At 70.2% G+C, this 20,935-nt stretch carries 20 protein-coding genes; 3 read left to right on the top strand and 17 right to left on the bottom strand.

All coding sequences use genetic code 11. The annotated features are described in order from the left end of the window. Positions 1 to 5: 5 nt before the first annotated feature. The 4 genes from EZ242_RS07955 to EZ242_RS07940 are packed head-to-tail and all read right to left on the bottom strand — an operon-like array spanning position 6 to position 3,369. On the bottom strand, positions 6 to 623 hold the full coding sequence (locus EZ242_RS07955) for a HupE/UreJ family protein (protein WP_135284604.1): 618 nt from the start codon (positions 621 to 623) through the stop codon (positions 6 to 8). Continuing rightward, positions 620 to 1,447: a DUF4198 domain-containing protein gene (locus EZ242_RS07950; protein ID WP_135284603.1), complete on the bottom strand. Its 828-nt coding sequence runs from the start codon at positions 1,445 to 1,447 to the stop codon at positions 620 to 622. Before EZ242_RS07950 ends, EZ242_RS07955 begins: the two co-directional genes overlap by 4 nt. Continuing rightward, positions 1,444 to 1,749, bottom strand: a complete 306-nt coding sequence (locus EZ242_RS07945; RefSeq protein ID WP_135284602.1) for a hypothetical protein — start codon at positions 1,747 to 1,749, stop codon at positions 1,444 to 1,446. Before EZ242_RS07945 ends, EZ242_RS07950 begins: the two co-directional genes overlap by 4 nt. Before the next feature lie 21 nt (positions 1,750 to 1,770). Then, a complete protein-coding gene (locus tag EZ242_RS07940) occupies positions 1,771 to 3,369 on the bottom strand; it encodes a DUF4331 domain-containing protein (protein ID WP_135284601.1) in 1,599 nt (532 codons plus the stop codon). Between the two features lie 168 nt (positions 3,370 to 3,537). Between EZ242_RS07940 and EZ242_RS07935 the strand changes: the two genes are divergently transcribed. Continuing rightward, positions 3,538 to 4,089 carry a DUF3455 domain-containing protein gene (locus EZ242_RS07935; RefSeq protein WP_135284600.1) on the top strand — a complete coding sequence of 184 codons (552 nt, stop codon included), beginning with the start codon at positions 3,538 to 3,540 and terminating at the stop codon, positions 4,087 to 4,089. 15 nt (positions 4,090 to 4,104) lie between these two features. On the opposite strand, the gene EZ242_RS07930 is transcribed toward EZ242_RS07935, so the two are convergent. The 11 genes from EZ242_RS07930 to EZ242_RS07880 form a co-directional block, all read right to left on the bottom strand. After that, positions 4,105 to 5,463, bottom strand: a complete 1,359-nt coding sequence (locus tag EZ242_RS07930; RefSeq protein WP_135284599.1) for a UbiD family decarboxylase — start codon at positions 5,461 to 5,463, stop codon at positions 4,105 to 4,107. Between the two features lie 8 nt (positions 5,464 to 5,471). After that, positions 5,472 to 6,401, bottom strand: coding sequence for an amidohydrolase family protein (locus EZ242_RS07925; RefSeq protein WP_135284598.1), 930 nt, complete (start codon positions 6,399 to 6,401; stop codon positions 5,472 to 5,474). A gap of 24 nt (positions 6,402 to 6,425) precedes the next feature. Further along, a complete protein-coding gene (locus EZ242_RS07920; RefSeq protein ID WP_135284597.1) occupies positions 6,426 to 7,361 on the bottom strand; it encodes an amidohydrolase family protein in 936 nt (311 codons plus the stop codon). 36 nt (positions 7,362 to 7,397) lie between these two features. Next, positions 7,398 to 8,570, bottom strand: coding sequence for a CobW family GTP-binding protein (locus EZ242_RS07915; protein ID WP_135284596.1), 1,173 nt, complete (start codon positions 8,568 to 8,570; stop codon positions 7,398 to 7,400). Positions 8,571 to 8,815: 245 nt separating this feature from the next. Continuing rightward, positions 8,816 to 11,113 carry a xanthine dehydrogenase family protein molybdopterin-binding subunit gene (locus tag EZ242_RS07910; RefSeq protein ID WP_135284595.1) on the bottom strand — a complete coding sequence of 766 codons (2,298 nt, stop codon included), beginning with the start codon at positions 11,111 to 11,113 and terminating at the stop codon, positions 8,816 to 8,818. Next, positions 11,110 to 11,586 carry a (2Fe-2S)-binding protein gene (locus EZ242_RS07905; protein WP_135284594.1) on the bottom strand — a complete coding sequence of 159 codons (477 nt, stop codon included), beginning with the start codon at positions 11,584 to 11,586 and terminating at the stop codon, positions 11,110 to 11,112. Before EZ242_RS07905 ends, EZ242_RS07910 begins: the two co-directional genes overlap by 4 nt. Further along, the gene (locus tag EZ242_RS07900) at positions 11,583 to 12,455 is read right to left on the bottom strand and encodes an FAD binding domain-containing protein (RefSeq protein WP_135284593.1); all 873 of its coding nucleotides are present in this window, start codon (positions 12,453 to 12,455) and stop codon (positions 11,583 to 11,585) included. The genes EZ242_RS07905 and EZ242_RS07900 overlap by 4 nt, the downstream gene beginning before the upstream one ends. Then, the gene (locus EZ242_RS07895; protein ID WP_135284592.1) at positions 12,442 to 13,074 is read right to left on the bottom strand and encodes a UbiX family flavin prenyltransferase; all 633 of its coding nucleotides are present in this window, start codon (positions 13,072 to 13,074) and stop codon (positions 12,442 to 12,444) included. The genes EZ242_RS07900 and EZ242_RS07895 overlap by 14 nt, the downstream gene beginning before the upstream one ends. After that, a complete protein-coding gene (locus EZ242_RS07890; protein ID WP_135284591.1) occupies positions 13,071 to 14,510 on the bottom strand; it encodes an amidohydrolase family protein in 1,440 nt (479 codons plus the stop codon). Before EZ242_RS07890 ends, EZ242_RS07895 begins: the two co-directional genes overlap by 4 nt. Beyond that, a complete protein-coding gene (locus EZ242_RS07885; protein ID WP_135284590.1) occupies positions 14,507 to 15,298 on the bottom strand; it encodes an ABC transporter permease in 792 nt (263 codons plus the stop codon). Before EZ242_RS07885 ends, EZ242_RS07890 begins: the two co-directional genes overlap by 4 nt. A gap of 17 nt (positions 15,299 to 15,315) precedes the next feature. Then, positions 15,316 to 16,149, bottom strand: coding sequence for an ABC transporter ATP-binding protein (locus tag EZ242_RS07880; protein WP_420821239.1), 834 nt, complete (start codon positions 16,147 to 16,149; stop codon positions 15,316 to 15,318). A 132-nt stretch (positions 16,150 to 16,281) separates the two neighbouring features. On the opposite strand from EZ242_RS07880, the gene EZ242_RS07875 reads away from it, so the two are divergent. Continuing rightward, the gene (locus tag EZ242_RS07875; RefSeq protein WP_135284589.1) at positions 16,282 to 16,683 is read left to right on the top strand and encodes a TIGR02444 family protein; all 402 of its coding nucleotides are present in this window, start codon (positions 16,282 to 16,284) and stop codon (positions 16,681 to 16,683) included. Here EZ242_RS07875 and EZ242_RS07870 read toward each other — a convergent pair. Beyond that, entirely contained in the window at positions 16,673 to 17,668 is a 996-nt protein-coding gene (locus EZ242_RS07870) for an ABC transporter substrate-binding protein (RefSeq protein WP_135284588.1), read from the bottom strand. The two genes, EZ242_RS07875 and EZ242_RS07870, sit on opposite strands and share 11 nt — an antisense overlap. A gap of 117 nt (positions 17,669 to 17,785) precedes the next feature. Here EZ242_RS07870 and EZ242_RS07865 point away from each other — a divergent pair, with 117 nt between their 5' ends. Then, positions 17,786 to 18,727, top strand: a complete 942-nt coding sequence (locus tag EZ242_RS07865) for a LysR family transcriptional regulator (RefSeq protein WP_338101459.1) — start codon at positions 17,786 to 17,788, stop codon at positions 18,725 to 18,727. On the opposite strand, the gene EZ242_RS07860 is transcribed toward EZ242_RS07865, so the two are convergent. Next, on the bottom strand, positions 18,702 to 20,933 hold the full coding sequence (locus tag EZ242_RS07860) for an ATP-binding protein (protein ID WP_135284587.1): 2,232 nt from the start codon (positions 20,931 to 20,933) through the stop codon (positions 18,702 to 18,704). The two genes, EZ242_RS07865 and EZ242_RS07860, sit on opposite strands and share 26 nt — an antisense overlap. Positions 20,934 to 20,935: the final 2 nt, after the last annotated feature.

Raw genomic sequence — 20,935 nt, 5'->3', positions numbered from 1 at the left:
CGTATTCAGGCAGCCAGAACCGGCAGCAGGAGGAAGGCGGCGCCGGCCACGCCGATGGCCGCCCCGGCACCGCGCACCAGCCATGCGCCGCTGCGCCGGTGCCAGAGGCTGCCCACCAGGATGCCCGCCAGGTGCAGCCCGCCGGTGGCCAGCAGGAAGCCGCAGGCATAGGCCACCGGGTCCGCGCTGCCCGGCAGCTCCATGCCGTGCGCATGCCCGTGGAAGACGCCGAAGATGGCCACCAGCGCCAGCGCCGCCGCCATCGGCGCGCGCCACGCGGCCGCGATGGCAAGGCCCAGGGCCAGCACCGACAGCGCGATGCCGCGCTCCACCTGCGGCAGCGGCACGCCCGCCATGCCCAGCGCCGCGCCGAGCAGCATCAAGCCCGGAAAGACCACCGGCAGCGCGAAGACCAGGGGCCTGCCGAGGACGGCGCCCCAGAGGCCCACGGCCACCATGGCCAGCAGGTGGTCCGGCCCGAGCACCGGGTGCGAGAGGCCGGCCAGGAAGCCGCCCGCGCTTCCCGCGGCCAGTTCGTGGGCCTGCAGCGGCGCGCTGGCGGCCAGCAGCAGCAAGGCGGCCAGGACGGACCGGGAGGTGGCGGGCGTGAGGTCGGCTGTCATGGGGCAAGAACCAGGAGGGTGGAAAAACGGCTGCGCCATTCGCCTTCGGGTGTCTCGGGCGGCAGCAGGCGCGTGCTGCGCAGGAGCCAGTGTCCGGCCAGGGGCAAGGGCGGGAATTCGAGCTGGCCGCGCGCATCGCTGCGCCGCCAGGGGCCGAGCGGCAAGCGCTCGCCGAGGAGCTGGACCGCTTGTCCGGCCAGCGGCTGGCCGTCCAGCAGGACTTCGGCGCGCAGGGCCTGCCCCACCTGCACGGGCGCATCGCCCAGCAGGCGGATCTCCAGGCCGCGCGAGCGCGGCATGCGCAGGGCGGCCGGATCGGCCGGTGCCTGCGGTGTGTGTTCGAGCCTCGCCTGCTTGACGAAGCTTTCCTGCCAAGGCGCGCCGGCCCGCCGCTGCTGCTGCCAGCGCTCGCGCAGTTCGGCCGGCGCCTGGATCTCGCGCAGGTAGGTCTCCACCTCGGCCTCGCCCAGCGTGACGCGCTGGGGGCGGGTCTCGATCCAGCAGCTGAGCGCCGCCTGCGGCTCGGCGCGCGTGCGCAGGATCAGGGCGGTGGGCCGCTCCAGGCGCGCTCGCAGGGCGATGGCCCGCCCCTGCGCGTCGATGCAGCCGCTGGCCGCAAGGCCGTCCATCGAAGGAGCGGACTCCGCGGCCGGGAAGTGAGGTCCGGTGGACGCCGCCAGCTCCAGCAGTCCGGCCGCCGGCGCGTCCAGCACCTGCAGCCAGGTGTCGTGAGCGGCCGCCGGCGCGAGGGCGCAGGCGGTCAGCGCGCCGGCCAGCCACCGGCGTGCGGGGCCTGGCCTGCGCGCCGACGCACGGCTGCTCACAGCGGCTGCGGATCGGCCGTCTCGCTGGTGGCGAGTGCGGCGTTGCCCAGCGCCAGGCCTTCGGCCGTCTCGCTCATGCTCGCGATGACGCTGCGGATGAAGGCGATGGCGCCATCGACCGATGTGGTGGCCGACTGCGGCACCTCGCTGCCGGCGACGAAGGGATCCGGCGGCGGCGTGGGCGTGACCACGTTGTCGACGGGCCCGCCGTCGCCACCGCCACCGCAGGCGGCCAGGGCCAGCGCCAGAGGGAGGGTGTACAGCCAGGCGGGCCGCGCCTTGAGGCGAAGAAGGGTTCTCATGGATTCTCCTTGCAGCATCGTTCAGCGCGCGCCCGGCAGCGGCGTGTTCAGGTAGGGGAAGCCGGGCAGGAAGGTCACGACCGCCTGGTCCACCGCATCGTGCACGTCGAGCGAGGTCGCACCGGCCGGCACGCTGGAGGGGCGGCAGGCCGAGGTGATGGTGGTGCCCGGGACGGTGTTGAGCTTCAGGGCGTCGTTGTCGCCGTTGGCCACGCACAGGCCGCCCAGCATGGCGACCAGCGCGATGTCCACCACGTCGTCCTTGGGGCGCCGGCCGTTCGGGAAGCCCGCGAAGTCGCTGCCGTTCATCTTCAGGCTGCCGACGATCGCCAGCCGGTTCTGGCTCGCGAAAGGCAGGGGCGCGATGCTGGTGTTCAGGCGCAGCATCTCGGAAGGCGTGACCGTGGCAGGCTTGTTCACGCCGGGAATGCCGGTGAGGAACACCGTGGCCAGGTCGGTGCGCGGCAGGTTGGTGGGCGCGAGCGCCGCGGCACTGCCGGCCAGCACCTGTCCGAGCAGCGGCGGCAGGCTGGGATGGGTGACGTAGTCCAGGAACTGCGTGTCGTCCTTCGGGCGGGCGCTGTTGAAGCGGTCCTTGTCCTTCAGGCCGATGACCACTTCGTTGACCAGCGGCTGGCCCAGGCGCGAGACCTGCACCCATGCGCCGCCGGGCTTCTCGGCGGTCTGGTGGCCCGCTGGCGGCGTCGGATCGATCAGGCGCCCCTGGCGCAGGCTGGCGGTGGTCCAGCCGCCGATGACGGGATCGGTCCCCGTGGCCAGGCAGTCCTTGTGGACCTCCATGGCGATCGAGGTCACGTTGGCGTTCTGGATGGAGTTGGCGGCGGCGGCGTTGATGTTGGCCGGGTTGGTGATCACCTCCAGCGGTGCGTTCACCAGGTCGAAGATGGTGCCGAGGTTGACCGCGAAACCCTCCTGCCGCTGGCCCACGAAGACCTTGCCCATGTCCTTGCCCGCCGGACAGCCGGGGATGCGGACCTCGTGGACGTGCTTGGCGGCGTAGCTGGCGTAGGCGGCCGCGTCGCCGAGCGTCTTGGTGCCGATGTAGTCCACCGGCTTCTCGAAGCGGCTTGCGCCCGAGGCCTTGGTCACGGATTGAACGTTGCCCTTGCGGCGGTCGCCGCGCACCACGCTCACGCTATAGCTCTCGCTCAGGTTCAGGTTGGGGTCGGCCGGCGCGGACACCGCACCGGACTGGATCAGCGGGATCGCGATTTGCTTGCCGCCGATGGCCAGCGCCGTGTTGGCCAGCGTGTTGTTGAAGCGGAACTGGAAGCTCAGGTCCTCGTTGGCATCGCCGTTGTTGTCGATGTGGATCTCGTACAGCGCGTTGGGGTCGAGCGCGAAGTAGTTGGGCCCGCCGTAGGGGGCCTGCAGCGGCTGGTAGTTGGCGATGAGGGTCACGTAGTCGCTGCGCCCGCCCGTTCCGTTCGCGGCCACGCCCTCGTAGCTGCGGAACAGGTAGAAGTCCGTGGCATCCACCTTGGGGACCGTGGCGATGAAGGGCGCCTCGCGGTGGCTGGCAGCCCAGCTGGCCGTGGCGGCCAGGAAGGCAAGTGCCGCGCAGGCGACGCGGCGGCGAGGGACGTTCGGTGTGTTCATGAGGTCTCCTGGAAGAGGTGCATCGTGTGGACTGGCCACCGTACTACGCATCGCGACGCCACATGGATGCAGAACATTGCCGATGTCCAACCGTGGCCCTGGGACATGTGCATCCTTCAGAAGGGCGGCTGCGTACCCCCGGAACCCTCACTGACTGGAGTCGCTTCCATGATCCGCTTGACCTTCGCGCTGTCCACGGCTGCCCTGCTCGCCGCCTGCAGTGGCATGAAAACCATGGACACCGCCATGCCCATGCAGGCCTATGACCAGAGCCGCCTTCCCGCATCGGTCCAGGTACCGGCCGGGCACCGCGTGGCCATGGAGACCCGCGGCGTGGGCGAGATCACCTACGAATGCCGCGTGCGGGCAGCCGGCGGCCATGAATGGGTGTTCGCCGGCCCGAAGGCCGAGCTGATGGACCGCGGCGGCAAGCGCGTGGGCCGCTACTGGGGCCCACCGGCCACCTGGGAGAACGCCGACGGATCGAAGATCACCGGCACGCAGGTAGCAGTGGCGCCCGCCTCGGCAGGCAGCATCCCCTTCCAGCTGGTCAAGGCAGACCCCGCCATGGGCATGGGCGCGATGACCGGCGTGAGCTACGTGCAGCGCGTGGACACGCGCGGCGGCGTGGCGCCGGCAGCGCCATGCGGCGGCGCCAATGTGGGCGCGCGGCAGGTGGTGAACTACCAGGCCGACTACATCTTTTACAAGCCGGCTTAGTTCCCCACGTGCTTGCTACACTTTTCGCAGCAGCTGCCGCGCCCGCTCCAGCGCCTCGGGCGCGACCTGCGCCTTGACGCCCTCGAACTGCGGCCCACGCGTGGCGTCCAGCCCCATGCGCGAGGTGGTCCCCTGCCCGGAGGCCGAGGGGTCCAGCGCCGAGCCTGGCAGTCCGTCGATCACCAGCAGGTCGCGGTGCGGCTGGAAGTGCGCAGCGAGCGCCCACAGCACCTGCTCGTCGCGCGTGATGTCCACGTCCGGGTCCACCGCGACCACGGTCTTGAGGTACGGGTCCCAGCCGAGCAGGCCCAGCATGACCTGCCGCGCCTCGCCCGGGCGCATCTGCCGCACGGCCACGTAGGCGTGGAAGTGCGTGCCCGAGTTGGGATAGTGCAGGCCCGTGACGCCGGGAAAGCGCTGCATGAGCTTTTCGGCCATCTCCGCCTCGCGCGGGATGCGCCCGAGGTTCAGGTGCTCGTCCGACTGGCCGCCCAGCACGTCGATCAGGACCGCGTCCTTGCGGCGCATGAGCGTGTCCACGCGCAGCAGGTTGTGGGTGGAGCGGTCGGAGGAGTAGCCGGTGAACTCGCCGAAGGGGCCCTCCTCGGCCTTCTCGCTCGGGTCGATGGTGCCCTCCAGCACGAACTGCGCATCGGCCGGCACCAGGATGCCGTGCCGCGGCGTGGCGACCATGTCCAGCGGCGCACCCATCAGGCCGCCGGCCACCTCGCGCTCGTCGGTGCCGAAGGGCACGCGGGCCGAGGCCGCGAGCATGAACAGCGGGTGCGCACCGATGACCATGGCCACCGGCAGCGGCTGCCCGCGCTCGGCGGCCAGCTGCAGCAGCCGCCACAGGTCGCCGCGCGAATGCAGGCTGGTGGCGATCTGGTTCTTCGCGTGCACCATGGAGCGGTGGTAGCTCAGGTTGCCAGCACCCGTGTCCGGGTGCTGACCGACCATGACCGCGTTGGTGATGTAGGGGCCGCGGTCGGTCTGGAAGTGGCGCAAGAGAGGCAAGGCGTGCAGATCCACCGAGTCGCCCTCCTGCACGATGTCCATGACCGGGCCGCGCTCCACGCGCCGGGGCGGCAGGCGCTCGCGCGACCTGGCCTGGTAGGTGGCGTGCAAAGCGCCCACCTCCACGCCCAGCATGCGCGCCACCCGCTCGCGCGAGCCGAAGAGGTTGGTGACCACCGGAACGTCCAGGCCCTCGACGCGCTCGGCCAGCACCACGGGGCGCCGGCCCTCGCGCGCCAGCTCCTGCACCAGCGCGGTGAGGACCTGGTTGCCGGAGATGGGCTCGCGGATCACGAGCACGTCCTCGGGATGGCGCTCGCGGTAGGCGGCGAAGAAGGCCTGGAAGTCGGGGTTCATGGGCTTGTTCAGGCGGACGCGGTCTCGCCGAGGCCGGCGTAGGAATCCTTCAGGCGCAGCTGCGCCTCCTCCTGGTTGCGCGGTGGCGGCGAGGTGCGGATGCCGGCCAGGCGGGCGATGTTGTTGCCCAGGTAGTCCTCCAGCGTGTCCTCGTCGATGCCGATGCCGTGCGGGGCGGGCCGGCACAGCATCTCCAGCTCGCGCAGCCACATTCCCGGCTCGTTGGGCGGGCTGTCGGTACCGAAGACCAGCTTGTGGCGCGGCAGCTGCTGCGCGAATTCGGCGATGCGCGCCTGGAAGCACCAGCCCGACTCCACGTACACATTGGGCGTGTCCATGGACATCCAGAAGGTCTCGAAGGAGTAGTTGCCGCCGGTCTGGATGCCGAAGTGCGCGATGACGAAGTTCACCATCGGGAACTCGCGGATGATGGGATAGAACATCGTCGGGATGGTGAAGGGACCGTCCCCCGTGTGGATCAACACGATGGTGTTGTACTTGGCGCAGACCTTCATCGCCGGGCGCAGCCAGTCCAGCGCGCGGTCCGGCCGGTAGCCATGCATGTTGGCGTGCAGCTTGACCATCTTGAAGCCGTACTCCTTGATGTGGAACTCCAGTTCCGCCGCGCCGTTCTCGGGGCCCCAGCGGGGGTTGTAGGTGAAGTTGCCGATGAATCGGTCCGGGTACTTCTGCGTGAGCTCCGCGATGTAGGCCATGTAGTCGCGGATGCCCTCGCGCCCGCGCCGGTTGCCGTCGCGGTAGCCGGTGTTGCCCGGCGGCGGCTGGATGAAGCCCATGTCGATGCGGCGCGGCTTGCCGTTGATCATGTAGGGGCCGTCCATCAGCTTGAGCATGCGCTCGCCGTTGAAGGGCGTGCCGGTGTGGCGCCAGGCTTCGTCGACCAGGTTGGTGGGGTGCAGGTGGGTGTCGATGATCATGGTGTCTCCAGGCTCTGGCGTGCTTCAGTACAGCGGGATCACGGGCTGCGCTTCGGCCTTGCGCCCCAGTTGCTTTTCGGCTTCCTCGAAGGTCTTCGGATGCGGCGTGGGCTCCAGTCCGATCATCCGCGCGAAGTTGTTGCCCAGGTAGTCCTCCAGCGTGGCCTCGTCCAGGTTCAGGCCCTGCGGCGGGTTGGTGCACAGCACCTCCAGCAGGCGGATCCACATGCCCGGCTCGTTGGGCGGCGTGTCGGTGCCGAAGAGGATCTTGTGCTTGGGCAGCACCTTGGCGAATTCGACGATGCGCGACTGCAGGCACCAGCCCGATTCGCAGTACACATTGGGCAGCTCCATGGCCCACTGGAAGGGCTCGAAGCAATAGACCCCGCCGGTCTGCACGCCGAAGTGGGCCATGATGAAGTCCACCGTGGGGAACTCCTTGATCATGGGCACCCACTCGGTGGGAATGCTGTAGGGGCCGTCGCCGGTGTGCAGCTTCACCGGCACGCCCAGCTCGGCGCATTTCTCGAAGGCCGGGCGCACCCAGTCCAGCGCGCGGTCGGGCCGGTAGGCATGCATATTGGCCTGCATCTGCACCATCCTGAAGCCGTGTTCCTTCACGTAGCGCTCGATGGCCTCCACGCCGTTCTTCACGCCGCAGCGCGGGTTGTAGACGAAGCAGCCGATGAAGCGGTCCGGGTACTTGCGCGTCATCTCCAGCGTGTAGGCCATGTAGGCGTCGATGGACTCGCGCCCCGACTTCTCGCCGTCGGTCCAGGTGTAGATGGTGTTGCCCTGCGGCGGCTGGATCACGGCCTTGTCGATGCGCCGCGGCTTGCCGTTGACGTAGTACGGCCCGTCCATGGTTTCCAGCAGGCGCTCGCCGGAATACGGTTCGCCGTCGTGCCACCAGGCCAGGTCCACCTGGTCGGTGGGATAGCAGCCGATGTCGATGATCATGGGGTCTCCTTGTGTCTGCTTTCGAGATGGAATGGGTCAGGCGATGGCGGGCGCGCCGGCGAGGCAGCCCGTGACCAGCGCGCGCAACTTGTCGTGGTGCAGGCGCCGGCCGATGAAGACGATCTTGGTCACCGGCCGCTCGTGCGCCGCCCAGGGCGTGGAGGGCTTGAGCTCCAGCAGGCGGTGCACGCCCTGCAGCACGTGCCGCCGGTCGTCGCCGGCCACGGCCAGGATGCCCTTGATGCGGTAGAGATCGTCCCCCTCGGCCTGCAGCAACAGGCGCAGGCGCTGCATGAGGCGATCTGCATCGACGGGCCGGTCGAAGACCAGCGAGAGCGAGCCGACCTCGGGGTCGTGGCTGTGGGAATGCGCCGCGTGGTCGCCGTGCTCATGCTCGTGCCCGCAGTGCGCGTCGCAGACGTGATCGTCCTCGTGTTCGTGCAGGAAGTGCGGGTCCGTCATGGCGAGCGCGTCCGACTCGAAGGACTGCAGTCCCAGGATCTGCCGCAGGTCCACCTTCGCCTGCACGGTCCGCAGGATGGGCGCGCTGGCGTTCAGGCGCCGGATGCGCGACTCCACGTCGGCGAGCTGGGCAGGAGTGACCAGGTCCACCTTGTTCAGGAGCAAGCGGTCGGCCACCACGATCTGCTGCACGGCCTGGTTGTCGTAGTCGGCCTGGGCATCTTCCTGCAGGTGCGGCGCCACGTTGACGGCGTCGACCAGCGTGACCACGCCGTCGAGCACCACGCGCTTCGCCACCTCGTTGTCCATGAAGAAGGTGGCGGCGACCGGCGTGGGATCGGCCAGGCCGCTGGTCTCGATGAGGATGTGGTCGAAGGGCTCGGGTCGGGCCAGCAATTTCTGCAGGATCTCGACCAGGTCGTTGCGCACGTCCACCACGCAGCAGATGCACCCGTTCTCGACCGAGAAGATCTCCTCCTCGGAGGCCATGACGAGGTCCGAGTCCACGTCTACCTCGCCGAACTCGTTCTCGATCACCGCGATGCGGTGGCCGTGGCGCTCGGTGAGGATGTAGTTGAGAAGCGTGGTCTTGCCGGCGCCGAGGAAGCCGGTGAGGATGGTGACGGGGACGGGGCGGTCGGGGTGGGGTTGGCGATGCCCTTCGACAGGCTCAGGGCGAACGGGGGTGGGCTCAGGGCTGACGGGGGTGGGCTCAGGGCTGACGGGGGTGGGCTCAGGGCGAACCATCCCTTCCCGTTCGGGCTGAGCCTGTCGAAGCCCTTCGACAAGCTCAGGGCGAACGGAGGCGGGGTCAGGGCGAACGGGGTGAGAGCCAGTGCGAACGGGGTGAAAGCCAGTGCGAACGGGGGGGGAGCCTGGGCGAACGGACGTGGGATCAGGGATGGGCTCAGCGCGAGCCAACCCACTCCGTTCGGGCTGAGCCTGTCGAAGCCCATCGCCCAAGTCCTGGCGTCCGGTCCGTGAAAACTCGCTCATGCCGCCTCCCCTTCCCGCACCCGCTTCTCCCGCAACCTCTGCAGCACCTGCTCCGGCTTGATCGGGAAATGCCGGAAGCGCACGCCGATGGCGTCGAAGATCGCGTTGCAGATCGCCGGCCCGATGGCGATGATCGGGTCCTCCCCCACGCCCTTGGCGCCGTACGGCCCGCCCGGGTCCGGCGCGGTCTCCAGCAGCACGGTGTGGATCTCCGGCATGTCCATGGACAGCGGCATCTTGTAGTCCACGAAGTTCGCGTTGAGCGATCGTCCTGTCTTCGTGTCGATCTGATAGTCCTCGTACAGCGTGTGGCCGATGCCCTGCTGGATCCCGCCTTCGATCTGCCCGGCCGCGCCCACCGGGTGGATCACCTTGCCGATCTCGTGCACCGGCACCACCTGCAGCACCCGCACCTCGCCGGTCTCCGTGTCCACCTGCACCTGCGCGAAGTGCGCGGCGAATGAATAGGACTTGGTCGGGTGGTAGGTCGCGCTGCCCACGAACTGCGCCGCCGGGATGCCCTTGCGCGGTCCCACGACCTCGGCGATGGACAGGCGCCGCGCCGGGTCCCCGCGCAGGAACACGTGGTCCTGGCGCACGTCCAGCTGCGCGGCGTCGCACTCCAGCAGCTTCGCCGCGCGCTCGAGAAGCTGCTCCTTGACCTTGGCCGCGGCCATCTGCGCCGCGCGTCCGCCCATGTAGGTGGTGTGGCTCGCGAAGGCGCCGATGTCCCAGGGCACGACGTCGGTGTCGCCGTGGATGCAGGAGACGCGCTCGAAGGACACACCCAGTTCCTCGGCCACGATCTGCGCGAGCGCCGTGTGCGCGCCCGTGCCCAGGCCGGCGGTGCCGGTGAGCAGCACGGCGCTGCCGTCCTCGTTCATCTTCACGATGGCGTTGCCCTGCTCCTTGATGCCGGGGTAGGCGCTGCTGCCGTGCATCTCGCAGCCCATGCCCCAGCCGGTCCTGACCACGCCTTCGTCACGCCCCTGGCGCCGCACGCCCGGCCAGCCGACGAGCTCGCGCCCGTGGCGGATGCAGTCTTCCAGGCCGTGGCCGACGATGGGGTGGCCCGAGGGCGCGATGTCGCCTTCGCGCACCGCGTTCTTCAGCTTCAGCGCCAGCGGGTCCATCCCCAGGCGCTCGGCGGCCTCGTCCATCTGCAGGTCCAGCGCGTAGTAGGTCTGCACCACGCCGTAGCCGCGGTAGGCGCCGGCGATGGGGCTGTTGGTGTAGACGCAGCGGCCCTCCAGGTGGATGTTGTCGCAGCGAAAGAGCGAGACCAGCGCCGAGGTCCCGACGATGGTCACGCCCGGCCCGTGCGAGCCGTAGGCGCCGGAGTTGAACACCACGCGGGCCTGGCGCGCGGTGAGCGTGCCGTCGCGTTTGAAGCCCTGCTTGAGCCAGATCTTCGCGGGGTGGCGCGTGCGCCCGCCGAGGAAGGTCTCCTCGCGCGTGAACTCCATGCGCACCGGCCGGCGCGTCTGCTTCGCGAGCAGTGCACAGAGGAACTCGTGCTGGAACAGGTCCTGCTTGGCGCCGAAGCCGCCGCCCATGTGGTCCACCAGCACGCGCACCTTGGACAGCGGCAGCCCCAGCACCTCGGCCAGGATGCCGCGCACCATGAAGGCGGTCTGCGTGCTGCTCCACACCGTGAGGCCGCCATTGCCGTCCCAGAGGCACGCGCAGGCGTTGGGCTCCATGTAGGCGGGCGTGGGCCGGCCGCATTCGTACTCGCCCTCGATCACCAGGTCGGCATCGGCGAAGCCCTGCTCGATGTCGCCACGCGTGAAGACCTGCGGCGCCAGGACCAGGTTGTGGCCGAAGCCGCGGTCGTGGATGGCGGGCGAGGACGGATCGGCCGCTTCCTCGACGGTGAAGACCGCCGGCAGCGGCTCGTACTCCACCTCGATCAGCTCCAGCGCCTCCTCGGCGATCTCCTCGCTGGTCGCGGCCACGGCGGCCACGCCTTCGCCCCAGTACCGCACCCGGTCGTCCAGGATGTACTGGTCGGGCGTGACCGAGGCCGAGCGTGGATGGGGCGAGCCGGCGTGCAGCACGCGCGGCACGTTCTCGTGCGTGAGCACGGCCTTCACGCCGGGCAGGGCCAGCGCGCGGCTCGCGTCGATGCGGCGGATGCGGGCATGCGCCACGTTGCAGCGCTTGATGCGTCCGTACAGCAGGCCCGGCCAGGCGAAGTCGGCGGTGAACTGCGCGCTGCCCGTCACCTTGGCCAGCAGGTCGCCGCGCTTGACGCTGCGGCCGACGACGTCGTGGGTGGCGGCCTCGCTCATCGCGCACCCTCCTGGCCGGCCTGGTGGATGGCGTCGATGATCTTGCTGTAGCCCGTGCAGCGGCAGATGTTGCCGGCGATGGCGAAGCGGATCTCCTCGCGCGTGGGATGCGGGTTGCGCGCCAGCAGGTCCTGGGCCGCCATGAGGATGCCCGGCGTGCAGAAGCCGCACTGGGCCGCGCCGCACTGCATGAACTTCTCCTGCAGCACGTGCACCTGGTCGGGCGAGGGCTGCAGGCCCTCGATGGTGGTGACGCTGCGCCCGTCCACTTCCATGGCCAGCACCAGGCAGCTGTTGACGGGCTCGCCGTCGAGCATGACGGTGCAGGAGCCGCATTCGCCCACGTCGCAGCCTTTCTTGGTGCCGGTCAGGCCCGCGTCGGTGCGCAAGGTGTCCAGCAGGCTGCGGTGCGGCAGGACCGCGAGTTCGCGCTCCTCGCCGTTGAGGGTGACCGTGATGATGTCCTTCTTCATCGAACTTCCTCCTGGGCCCTGCGCAGGGCCTGTTCGAGCGCACGCCGCGTGAGCACGCGCACCATGTCGCGGCGGTACTCGGCGCTGGCGCGCACGTCCGCGATGGGACGGGATTCAGCGGCCGCGGCTTCGGCGGCCCGCTCGAACCGTTCCGGCGTCGGCGCCTTTCCCTGCAGCAGCGCCTCGGCCGCGCGGGCGCGCAGCGGCGTGGGCGCCACCGCCGCGAGCACGATGGACACGCGCTCGCAGCAGCCTTCGCGCAGCGTGAGCGTGACGGCCACGCCCACGGTGGCCAGCTCCATCTGCGCCCGCCGGCCGTGCTTGATGTAGACCTTGCCGGTGCCCGGCGGCGGCGCGGGCACGCGCAGCTGCGTCACGATCTCGCCGGCCTGCAGCGCGGTGCGGCCCGGGCCGAGGCAGAAGTCCTCCACGCGGCAGCGGCGCTCGCCGCCAGGGCCGTGGATCACCAGCTCGGCGCCGTCGGCGACCAGGGGCGGCAACGTGTCGGCCGAGGGCGACGCGCGGCAGACGTTGCCGACCACCGTGGCGCGGTGGCGCACCTGGATGGACGCGAAGTCCGTGGCCGCCCGCGCGAGGCTCGCGTAGTGGCGCTGCGCGAGCGGCGAGGTCTCCACGGCGCGCGTGGTGACCAGCGCGCCCAGGCGCAGGCCCTCCTTCGCATCGAAGGCGAACTCGTCCATGCCCGGGATGCGCTTGATGTCGATCACGCGCGCGGGCTGGCGCACGTGTTCCTTGATCTGCACCAGCAGGTCGGTGCCGCCGGCCAGGATGGCCGGATCCGGCCCGGCCTGCAGCAGGGCGATCGCGTCCTGCAGCGTGGCCGGGCGCGCGTACTCAAAGGCTCGCATGGGGGTCGTCGTCTCGGGAAGGAATGTCGTCCGTGGACCGCCCGGACTGAGGCCCCGTCCAGCGCCTGACCGCGCCGACGTCGATATCGAAGAGATCCAGCACGCGGCCGAGCGTGTGGTCCACCATCTGCGCCAGGCTCTCGGGCCGGGCATAGAAGGCGGGCACCGGGGGCGCGACGATGGCGCCCATCTCGGTCACGGTGACCATGTTGCGAAGGTGCGTGAGCGTCAGCGGCGTCTCGCGCGCCAGCAGCACCAGGCGGCGCCGCTCCTTGAGCACCACGTCGGCCGCGCGCGCGATGAGCGTGCTGCCGGTGCCGCAGGCGATCTCGCCCAGGGTTTTCATGGAGCAGGGCGCGATCACCATGCCCAGCGTCCTCCAGGAGCCGCTGGAGACGCAGGCGGCCACGTCCTCGTTGCGATGGACATGGTGGGCCAGCGCCGTCACGTCGGACAGCTTCAGCTCGGTCTCGTAGGCCATGGTGAGCTGCGCCGAGCGGCTCACCACCAGGTGCGTCTCGACCTCGGGCACCTCGCGCAGCAGCTCCAGCAGGCGGTGCCCGTAGGCGAAGCCCGAAGCGCCGGTGATGCCGACGATGAGGCGCCGCGGCTGGGTCATGGGCGCACGGCCTTCTCGGCGAGGCGCTTGACGGCCGCGCGTGCCTGGACGCGAAGCTCGTGCAGGTCCAGCCCCGGCACCGTGTCGTCCTCCACCAGCACGCGGCCGGCCCCCATCAGCCAGCGCAGGCGCGGGCGCCCGCCGCTGACCACGGGGCCCAGCGCGAGGTCGTGCAGGCCCATGTAGCGGGGATCGTCCAGGTCGTACACGGCGAAGTCGGCGGCCTGGCCGACGGCCAGCGTGCCCACGCCCTCGAAACCCATGACCCGCGCACCGCCGGCCGTGCCCCAGTGCACGATGTCCTCCACCGTCACCGCGTCCGCGCCGGCCTCGCCGCCGCCGCCCTCGCGCGGACGCGAGGCCGCGCCGGCATGAGCTCGGTGCAGCAGCCAGCACTGGTGCACTTCGCTGAGCATGTCGGCGGCCTCGTTGGAGGCCGCGCCATCGACGCCGATGGACACCGGAACGCCCCGCCGCGCGAGGTCCGGCGCGGGCGCGACGCCGCTGCCCAGGCGGCCATTGCTCTGCGGGCAGTGGGCCATGCCGGTGCCGGTCTGCGCCAGCAGGGCGCGCTCGGATTCGCTCAGGTGTACCAGGTGCGCGAACCACACGTCCGGGCCCAGCCACTCCACGCGCTCGGCGTACTCCACGGGCAGGCAGCCGAAGGCCGATCCGCAGTGCTCCATGTAGCTCACGGTCTCGGACAGGTGCGAGTGCATGGGCACGCCGAGGCGGCGCGCGGCGCGGGCGATCTCGCGCGCCTCCTCCGTGCGGATGGAGATGGTGACGGTGGTGGGCGCCATCGCCACGCGGGACATGGCCCGGGGGCCGCGCTGGTGCCAGCGGCCCACGTCGCGCTCGACCCCGCCGACCATCTGGTCCAGGCTCTCCGGGCGCAGGTGCGCGGGCGCGCCCGCCTCGGCGTCCCGCGTCTGCGTGGCGCCGCCGCGCAGCAGCATGAAGCGCTGGCCCAGGCGCGCGGCTTCCTCGAACAGCGCGGCCGAGGGATCGAAGCCCATGCCGGGGTAGTAGATGTAGTGGTGGTCGCCCACCGTCGTGCTTCCGGACAGCAGCAGCTCCACCAGGCCGACGCGCGCGGCCAGGCGCATGGTGTCCTCGTCGAAGCCGCCGCGGTGCGCGTAGGGCACGGCCTTGAGCCAGGGCGTGAGCGTGGCGTTGATGGCCGAGGGCACGCCCTTCAGGAGCGACTGGAACAGGTGGTGGTGCGTGTTGACCCAGCCGGGATAGATCACGCAGTCGCTCGCGTCCAGCACGCGCTCGCCGGGACGGGCCTGCAGGTCGCGGCCCATCTCGGTGATGCCGCCGCCCGCCACGCGGATGTCGGTGGCGCTGCTGCGCGCGGCCTCGCCCGCCTCGCCGGTGAGGATGGCGTGTGCGCTCCGCACCAGGAAGGCGCCTTCGCTCGTGCCGCTCATTGGGTCATCTCGCTTTCGTGCCAGCCGCCCAGCGCCATCTTCGTGAAGAGCGCCATGAGGCTGAAGAGCGCGATGCCGGTCAGCGTGATCAGCACCAGCGAGGCGAAGAGGCGCGGCACGTTGAGCTGGAAGCCGGCCTGCAGGATCTGGTAGGCCAGGCCCGCCGAGGTGCCGCCGGTGCCGGCGACGAACTCCGCCACCACGGCGCCGATGAGGGCCAGGCCGCTGGAGATGCGCAGGCCGCCGAAGAAGTAAGGCAGCGCGCTGGGCACGCGCAGGCGGCGCAGGGTCTGCCAGCGCGTGGCCTGGTTGAGGCGGAACAGGTTCAACAGGCCCGGGTTCACGCTGCGCAGGCCCAGGATGGTGTTGGAGATGATGGGAAACAGCGCGACCAGCGTGGCGCAGATCACCATGGCCGGGATCGGGCTCTTGACCCAGATGATGATCAGCGGCGCGATGGCCACGATGGGCGTGACCTGCAGCACGATGGCGTAGGGGAACAGGCTCACCTCCATCATGCGGCTCTGCACGAACAGGAAGGCCGCGAGCACGCCCAGCACCACCGCCAGCACGAAGGCGAAGAAGGTGATCTTGAGGGTGATCATCAGCGAGGAGCTGAGCAGCGCCCAGTCCTCGTAGAGCGTGTAGGCGATGTCGGTGGGCGCGGGCACCAGGTACACCGGAACCTCCAGCGCGCGCACCAGCAGCTGCCATGCGGCGAGCATCAGCACCCCCAGCAGCACGGGGGCGGCAAAGCGCGCGGCGGGCGAGTTCATCACGTTGCTCATGGCGGGTCCCTTCGATGTCAATGCACGCCGCGCTCGCCGCGGTTGGCGCGCACCAGGTGCTCGGACAGCACGCGGCAGTAGTCGATGAACTGCGTGCTGACGCGGAAGGCTTCGTCGCGCGGTGCGTCGGTGTCGATCTTCACGTCGGCGATCACGCGGCCCGGCCGCGCCGCCATCACCACCACGCGGCTGGAGAGGAACACCGCTTCGTAGATGCTGTGCGTGACGAAGACCACGGTGAGCTCCTTCTGCTCCTCCCAGAGGCCGCGCAGATCGGCGTCCAGCCGGTTGCGCGTGAATTCGTCCAGCGCGCCGAAGGGCTCGTCCATCAGCAGCACGTTGGGCTTGACGGCCAGGGCCCGCGCGATGGACGCGCGCATCTGCATGCCGCCCGAGAGTTCGCGCGGATAGCACCGGCCGAATTCGCCCAGGCCCACCAGCTGCAGCGCCTCGGCCACGCGGGCATTGCCCTCGGCCTTGGGAACGCCCGCCAGGTCCAGCGGCAGGCGCGCGTTCTCGGTCACGCGGGCCCAGGGCATGAGCGTGGCTTCCTGGAACACCATGGCCATGTCGCGCCGGCCCTTGGCCGCGGCCTCGGGCCGCACGATGCGGCCCGACGATGGTTCCTCCAGGCCGGCGAACATCTTGAGCAGCGTGCTCTTGCCGCAGCCCGAGGGGCCCAGCAGGGAGACGAATTCGCCCCGGCGCACGGCCACGTCGGCGCGGTCCAGCGCGTGCGTGCCATTGGGATAGACCTTCTCGACACCGTCGGCCTGCAGCACGACGGGCGATGAGAGATCCACGGCCCCGGCGCCCGGCAGGGCGACGGCTGTGTCATCGTCACGCTTCACTCGCTTGTCTCCTGTGGTCGCCTCGGACATCATGGCTGGGTCACCCTTTCGTCCGGACGTCTGGCAGTCATGCTGTCAGCCGCCGAATCATCAGTAAACATGGTCGTTCGGATAAATTGATCGGCAACGCAGATGAATCCCGCCATCGATCCGCAAGCCGCCTGGACCTGGTGCGAACAGGCCTGGGCCCGTCCCGGCGAAGCCGAGCGCCTGCTGCGCGAGCAGGACGCGAACGGCTTGGACGTGATGTTTCATCTCTTCGAGCGCTGGGCCGAGGAATGCCACGGCATCACGCTGGATGCGCAGGCGCGCGCGCAGGCCGAAGCACGAGTGCGGCCCTGGCGCGAGGGCGTGGTCCAGCCCCTGCGCGCGCTGCGGCGCCGCACGGCCGAGCCCTGCCTGCACGCGGCGGCCACCGGCGCGGACTCCGCGCGGACCGTCCGCGAGCGCCTCAAGCAGGCCGAACTGGAGGCCGAACGCGCCCAGCTCGAGCTGCTCTGCGTGTGGCTCGACCACTACCTCTTCAGGGCATGACCTTCACGTCCTTGATGAACTCCAAGGTGTAGGCCTTGCGGTGGTCGGTGTCGGGCTTGAGCAGGCCCCACTCCTTCATGAAGTCCGCAGTCTTCTGCCAGCGCTCGTCGGACATGGTGCCGATGCCCTTGGTGGCCGCATCGCCACCGGTGACCACCTTCATCTCCTTGAGTTTCTTGAGGCCGAAGGCGAGCTGGCCGTCGGTCATGTTGGGGTTGTCCTTCTTGATCAGCGCGTTGCCGGGCGCGGGATCCTCCAGGTAGCTCTTCCAGCCTTCCACCGAGGCGCGCACGAAGCGCTTGAGCACGTCCGGACGCTCCTGGACCATCTTGCGGGTGGTCGTCAGCGCCTGGGTGTACGGGGGATAGCCGTTGTCCGAGAGCAGGAAGAAGTTCGTCTTCATCCCCTTCTGCTCGGCCTGGTAGGGCTCCGAGGACGGGAAGGCCTGCTGGACGATGTTGGGGTCCGCGAAGAAGGGCTGCATGTTGAAGGTGTAGGGCCGCATCTGCGCGTCGGTGTAGCCGTACTTCTTCTTGACCCAGGGCCACCAGTAGGTGGTGCCGGTGCCCGCTACCAGGATCGTCTTGTCCTTGAGGTCCGCCAGGCTCTTGACGTCCTCGCGGGTCATGATGCCCTGGATGTCGAACTGGAAGGGCGCGGCGATGGTCACCAGCGGGAAGCCCTTCTCCACGCCCTGCAGCACCGCGAAGTCGTAGTTCATGATGACGTCGGCCTGCCCCGCCAGCAGCAGCTGCACGCCGTTGACCTGCGGCCCGCCCATCTTGATCGTCACGTCCAGGCCGTGCTTCTTGTAGATGTCCTTGGCCACGGCCTGGTAGAGCCCGCCGTGCTCGGCCTGGGCGAACCAGGTGGTGATGACGGTCACCTTGTCCTGGGCCGCCGCGGGTAGCGCCGCCGCCAGGCTGAACAACAGTCCCACGGCCCCGCGACGGGCCAGGGACTGCAACGATCGGTAAGCAAGCATCGGTCTGTCTCCTGTTGTGAGGGAAAGGCCCAGGCTGCAGGCCCGTGCCTGGATGGCATGCTCGCATCGCACCACGATCGTGAAAACGGCGTCCGCCGTATAAATCCATCTCGAATCATGATGAATGTCACCCTGCGCCAGCTGCAGGTGTTCGTCGCCGTCTCGGACACCCTGCACTTCACGCGGGCCGCGGATTCGCTGCACCTGTCGCAGTCCTCGGTGAGCACGCAGATCCGGGAGCTGGAGGAATGCCTGGGCTTTCGCCTGTTCGACCGCCACACGCGCATGCTGCGCCTGACCGAGGCGGGCTCGGAGATCCTGCCGCTCGCGCGCAAGGCCGTGGCCGACCTGGAAAGCGTGATCGGCAGCTCGGCGCAGATCAAGACGCTGCGCCGCGGTCGCGTGTCCATGGCCGTGGCGTCGGTGCAGGCGGCGCTGGTCGTGCCGCGGGTCGTGCGTGAGTTCACCGACGCCAACCCCGGGATCAAGGTCGTGATTCACGACGTGCCGCAGGACGTGGTGCTGACCATGGTGCGCGCCGGCGAGGTCGACTTCGGCCTGGGCACGGCCTCCGGCAGCCGGCACGACCTGGGCGTGCGCCGCCTCTGGGGCGAGGTCTTCGTCGCCGTGCTGCCGCCGGGCCACCCGCTGACCCGCCAGCCGCGCCTGACCTGGCGCGACCTGCAGGACGCGCCCGTGATCGGCCCGAGCAGCGACAACCCCGTGCGCGAGCAGCTCGACTTCGCCCTGGCCCGCGAGGGCATCAGCCTCTCGCGCCTCTACGAGGTCTCCCTGCCGCTGACCATGGTCGGCATGGTCGAGGGCGGCCTGGGCATCGGCGTGATGACCATCTCCATCGCCAAGGTGGCGCAGGCGCTGGACCTGGTCCTGCGGCCGGTCACCGCGCCCACCATCGAGCGCGAGGTGTCGCTGCTGTTCCATCCGGACCGTTCGCTCTCGCCGGCGGCCCAGACGCTGTGCGACCTGATCCACGCACGGCGCGCGGAGCTCGCGCCGCGCGAAGGCGAGCCGGTCAGGCGCGCTGTCGCGATGGGCTGAGCGACTCGGGCGGCCGGCGGCTGGCTGCGACGATGGCCGCAAGCAGCCGGTCCGGCGGACAGGGCTTCTGCAGCACCTCGAAGCCGCTTTCGGACGCCTGCTGCAGCTCGTCGCTGTAGCCCGTCATCAGCAGGATCGGCAGGTCCAGGCGCGCCGCCTGCATCCAGCGGGCCAGGCCCAGGCCGCTGAGTTCGCCGGGCATGCGGATGTCGCTCAGGACGAGGTCGTAGTCCGCGCCGCCGGCTTCGAGCCTCTGCCGCGCGCCGTCCGCGGACGCCGCCGATTCGACCGCGCAGCCGGCCGCTTGGAGCACCTCGCGGGTGATCGCCGCGAGGTCGGCGTTGTCCTCGACCAGCAGGATGCGCAGCCCCTGCGCCTGCCCGCCCAGCGCATCGTCGGCCGCCGGCCGGTGCGCGGGGCCGTCTTCGCGCGCGAAGGGCAGCACCAGGCGCACGGTGGTGCCCTCGCCCATCCGGCTGTCGATGGTCGCACTGCCGCCCGCCTGGGTCGCGAAGCCGTACACCTGGCTCAGGCCCAGGCCCGTGCCGTGGCCGACCGGCTTGGTGGTGTAGAAGGGTTCGAAGACCTTCTGCAATTGCGCCTCGGTGATGCCCACGCCGGTGTCCGCCACCTCGATGTGCACGAAAGGCGAGCCGTCCGGCGCGTTGTGGGCACGCAGGCTCAGCTCGCCGCCTTCGGGCATGGCGTCGCGCGCGTTCACCGCGAGGTTGATCAGCGCGAGTTCGAGTTCCGACACGTCCACGAACACCGGCTGCGTGTCGGGCGCCACCTCGCAGCGCGTCAGGACATTGCCGCGCAGCGTCGGGCGCAAAAGCTCCATGAGCTCGCGCAGTTGCCGCTGCAGGTGCACGGGCTCGGGCTGGACGTGCTGGCGCGCCGCGAAGGTGAGCAGCTGGCGCGTGAGCTTGGTCCCGGTGGCGACGGCCCGCTCGATTCCCGCCAGCGCGGCCGCACTGCGCAGGTCCGGGTGCTGCAGCTTGAGCAGGTGAACGCTGTTGCTCACGACCATGAGCAGGTTGTTGAAGTCGTGCGCCACGCCCCCGGTGAGGTGGCCGACCGCCTCCAGGCGCTGGTTCTGGATGATGGCCTGCTGCGCCCGCGCTGCCTCGCCCAGGGCCGCCTGCACGCGCGATTCCTGCTGCCGTGCCGCGTCCCGCAGTCCCATGCTGGCCTGCGCCAGCGCGGACTGCACTTCGTCGGCTTCGATGAGGCCGGTGGGCGCCACCGCGACGGGGCTGCCTTCGCGCAGTTGCCGCGAGGACCGGGCGAGCTGGAGCACCGGCCCCGAAATCCCGCGGCCGGCGTAGAGAGCGCCCAGCAGGCACAGGCCGACCAACATCAGGCCAACGGCGGCGAAGGCCAGACGCGCGGTCCAGGAGACGTTGATCTCCTCGACCGGAACGCCGATGACGAACGTCCACCCGTAGTTGGCGGCGCGGCTGTAGGTGGAGTACACGCGGCGGCCGTCCACGGCGGTGGTCTCGAAGGCGCCGCGCGGACTGGCGGACAGCTTCTCCAGCATGTCGGGTGTGACCTTGCGGCCGACGACCCGGTCCGCGCCGATGCTGCGCGCCACCACGGTCCCGTCGCTGTCGACGATGGAGCCGATCCAGGTGGGCCGCAGCACCTGCTGATCGAAGATCGCCTGCAGCCTGTCGGCGAATCCGCCCATGGACAGGTAATAGACCACCTTGCCTTCGCGCATCACCGGGACGTCCACCGCGAAGGACCACTGCTGGCCGATGGGAGCCATGTAGAGGCCGGACACCAGCGTGCCCTCGGGCTGCGCGCTGCGCCGCTCGCCGAAGATGGTCCTGGGCAGGCCCGTCGTCCCGTAGGGCCTGCGCGTGTTCACGAGCTGCTGCCCCGACCGGTCCCACACCGTGATGACGGCCTCCGGGTACTTAACCGCGGCGGTCGCGAACTCGTGGAAGGCAGCCAGGTCGGGCTGGTCCAGGGTCGGCGACTGCGCCAGGGTGCGCAGCAGCACCTCGCGCGCGCCGATCTCCCGCTCCACCAGCAAGGCCAGGGCGCGGGCCGATTCGGCGAGGCTGTCCTTGAAGCGCTGGCGCTCTTCCGCGTAGGCCCACAGCCCGACCGCAGCGAGCACCGTCGCCACGGGCAGCGCGGTGGCGAGCACCAGCAGGATCAGCCGCGCGCGGACGGACAGGGACTTCTTCGTCACCG

It is taken from the genome of Ramlibacter rhizophilus, assembly GCF_004681965.1.
GTDB lineage: Bacteria > Pseudomonadota > Gammaproteobacteria > Burkholderiales > Burkholderiaceae_C > Ramlibacter > Ramlibacter rhizophilus.
Note: the sequence above shows the minus strand (reverse complement) of the source record. Positions and strands in the feature narration are given on the sequence as shown.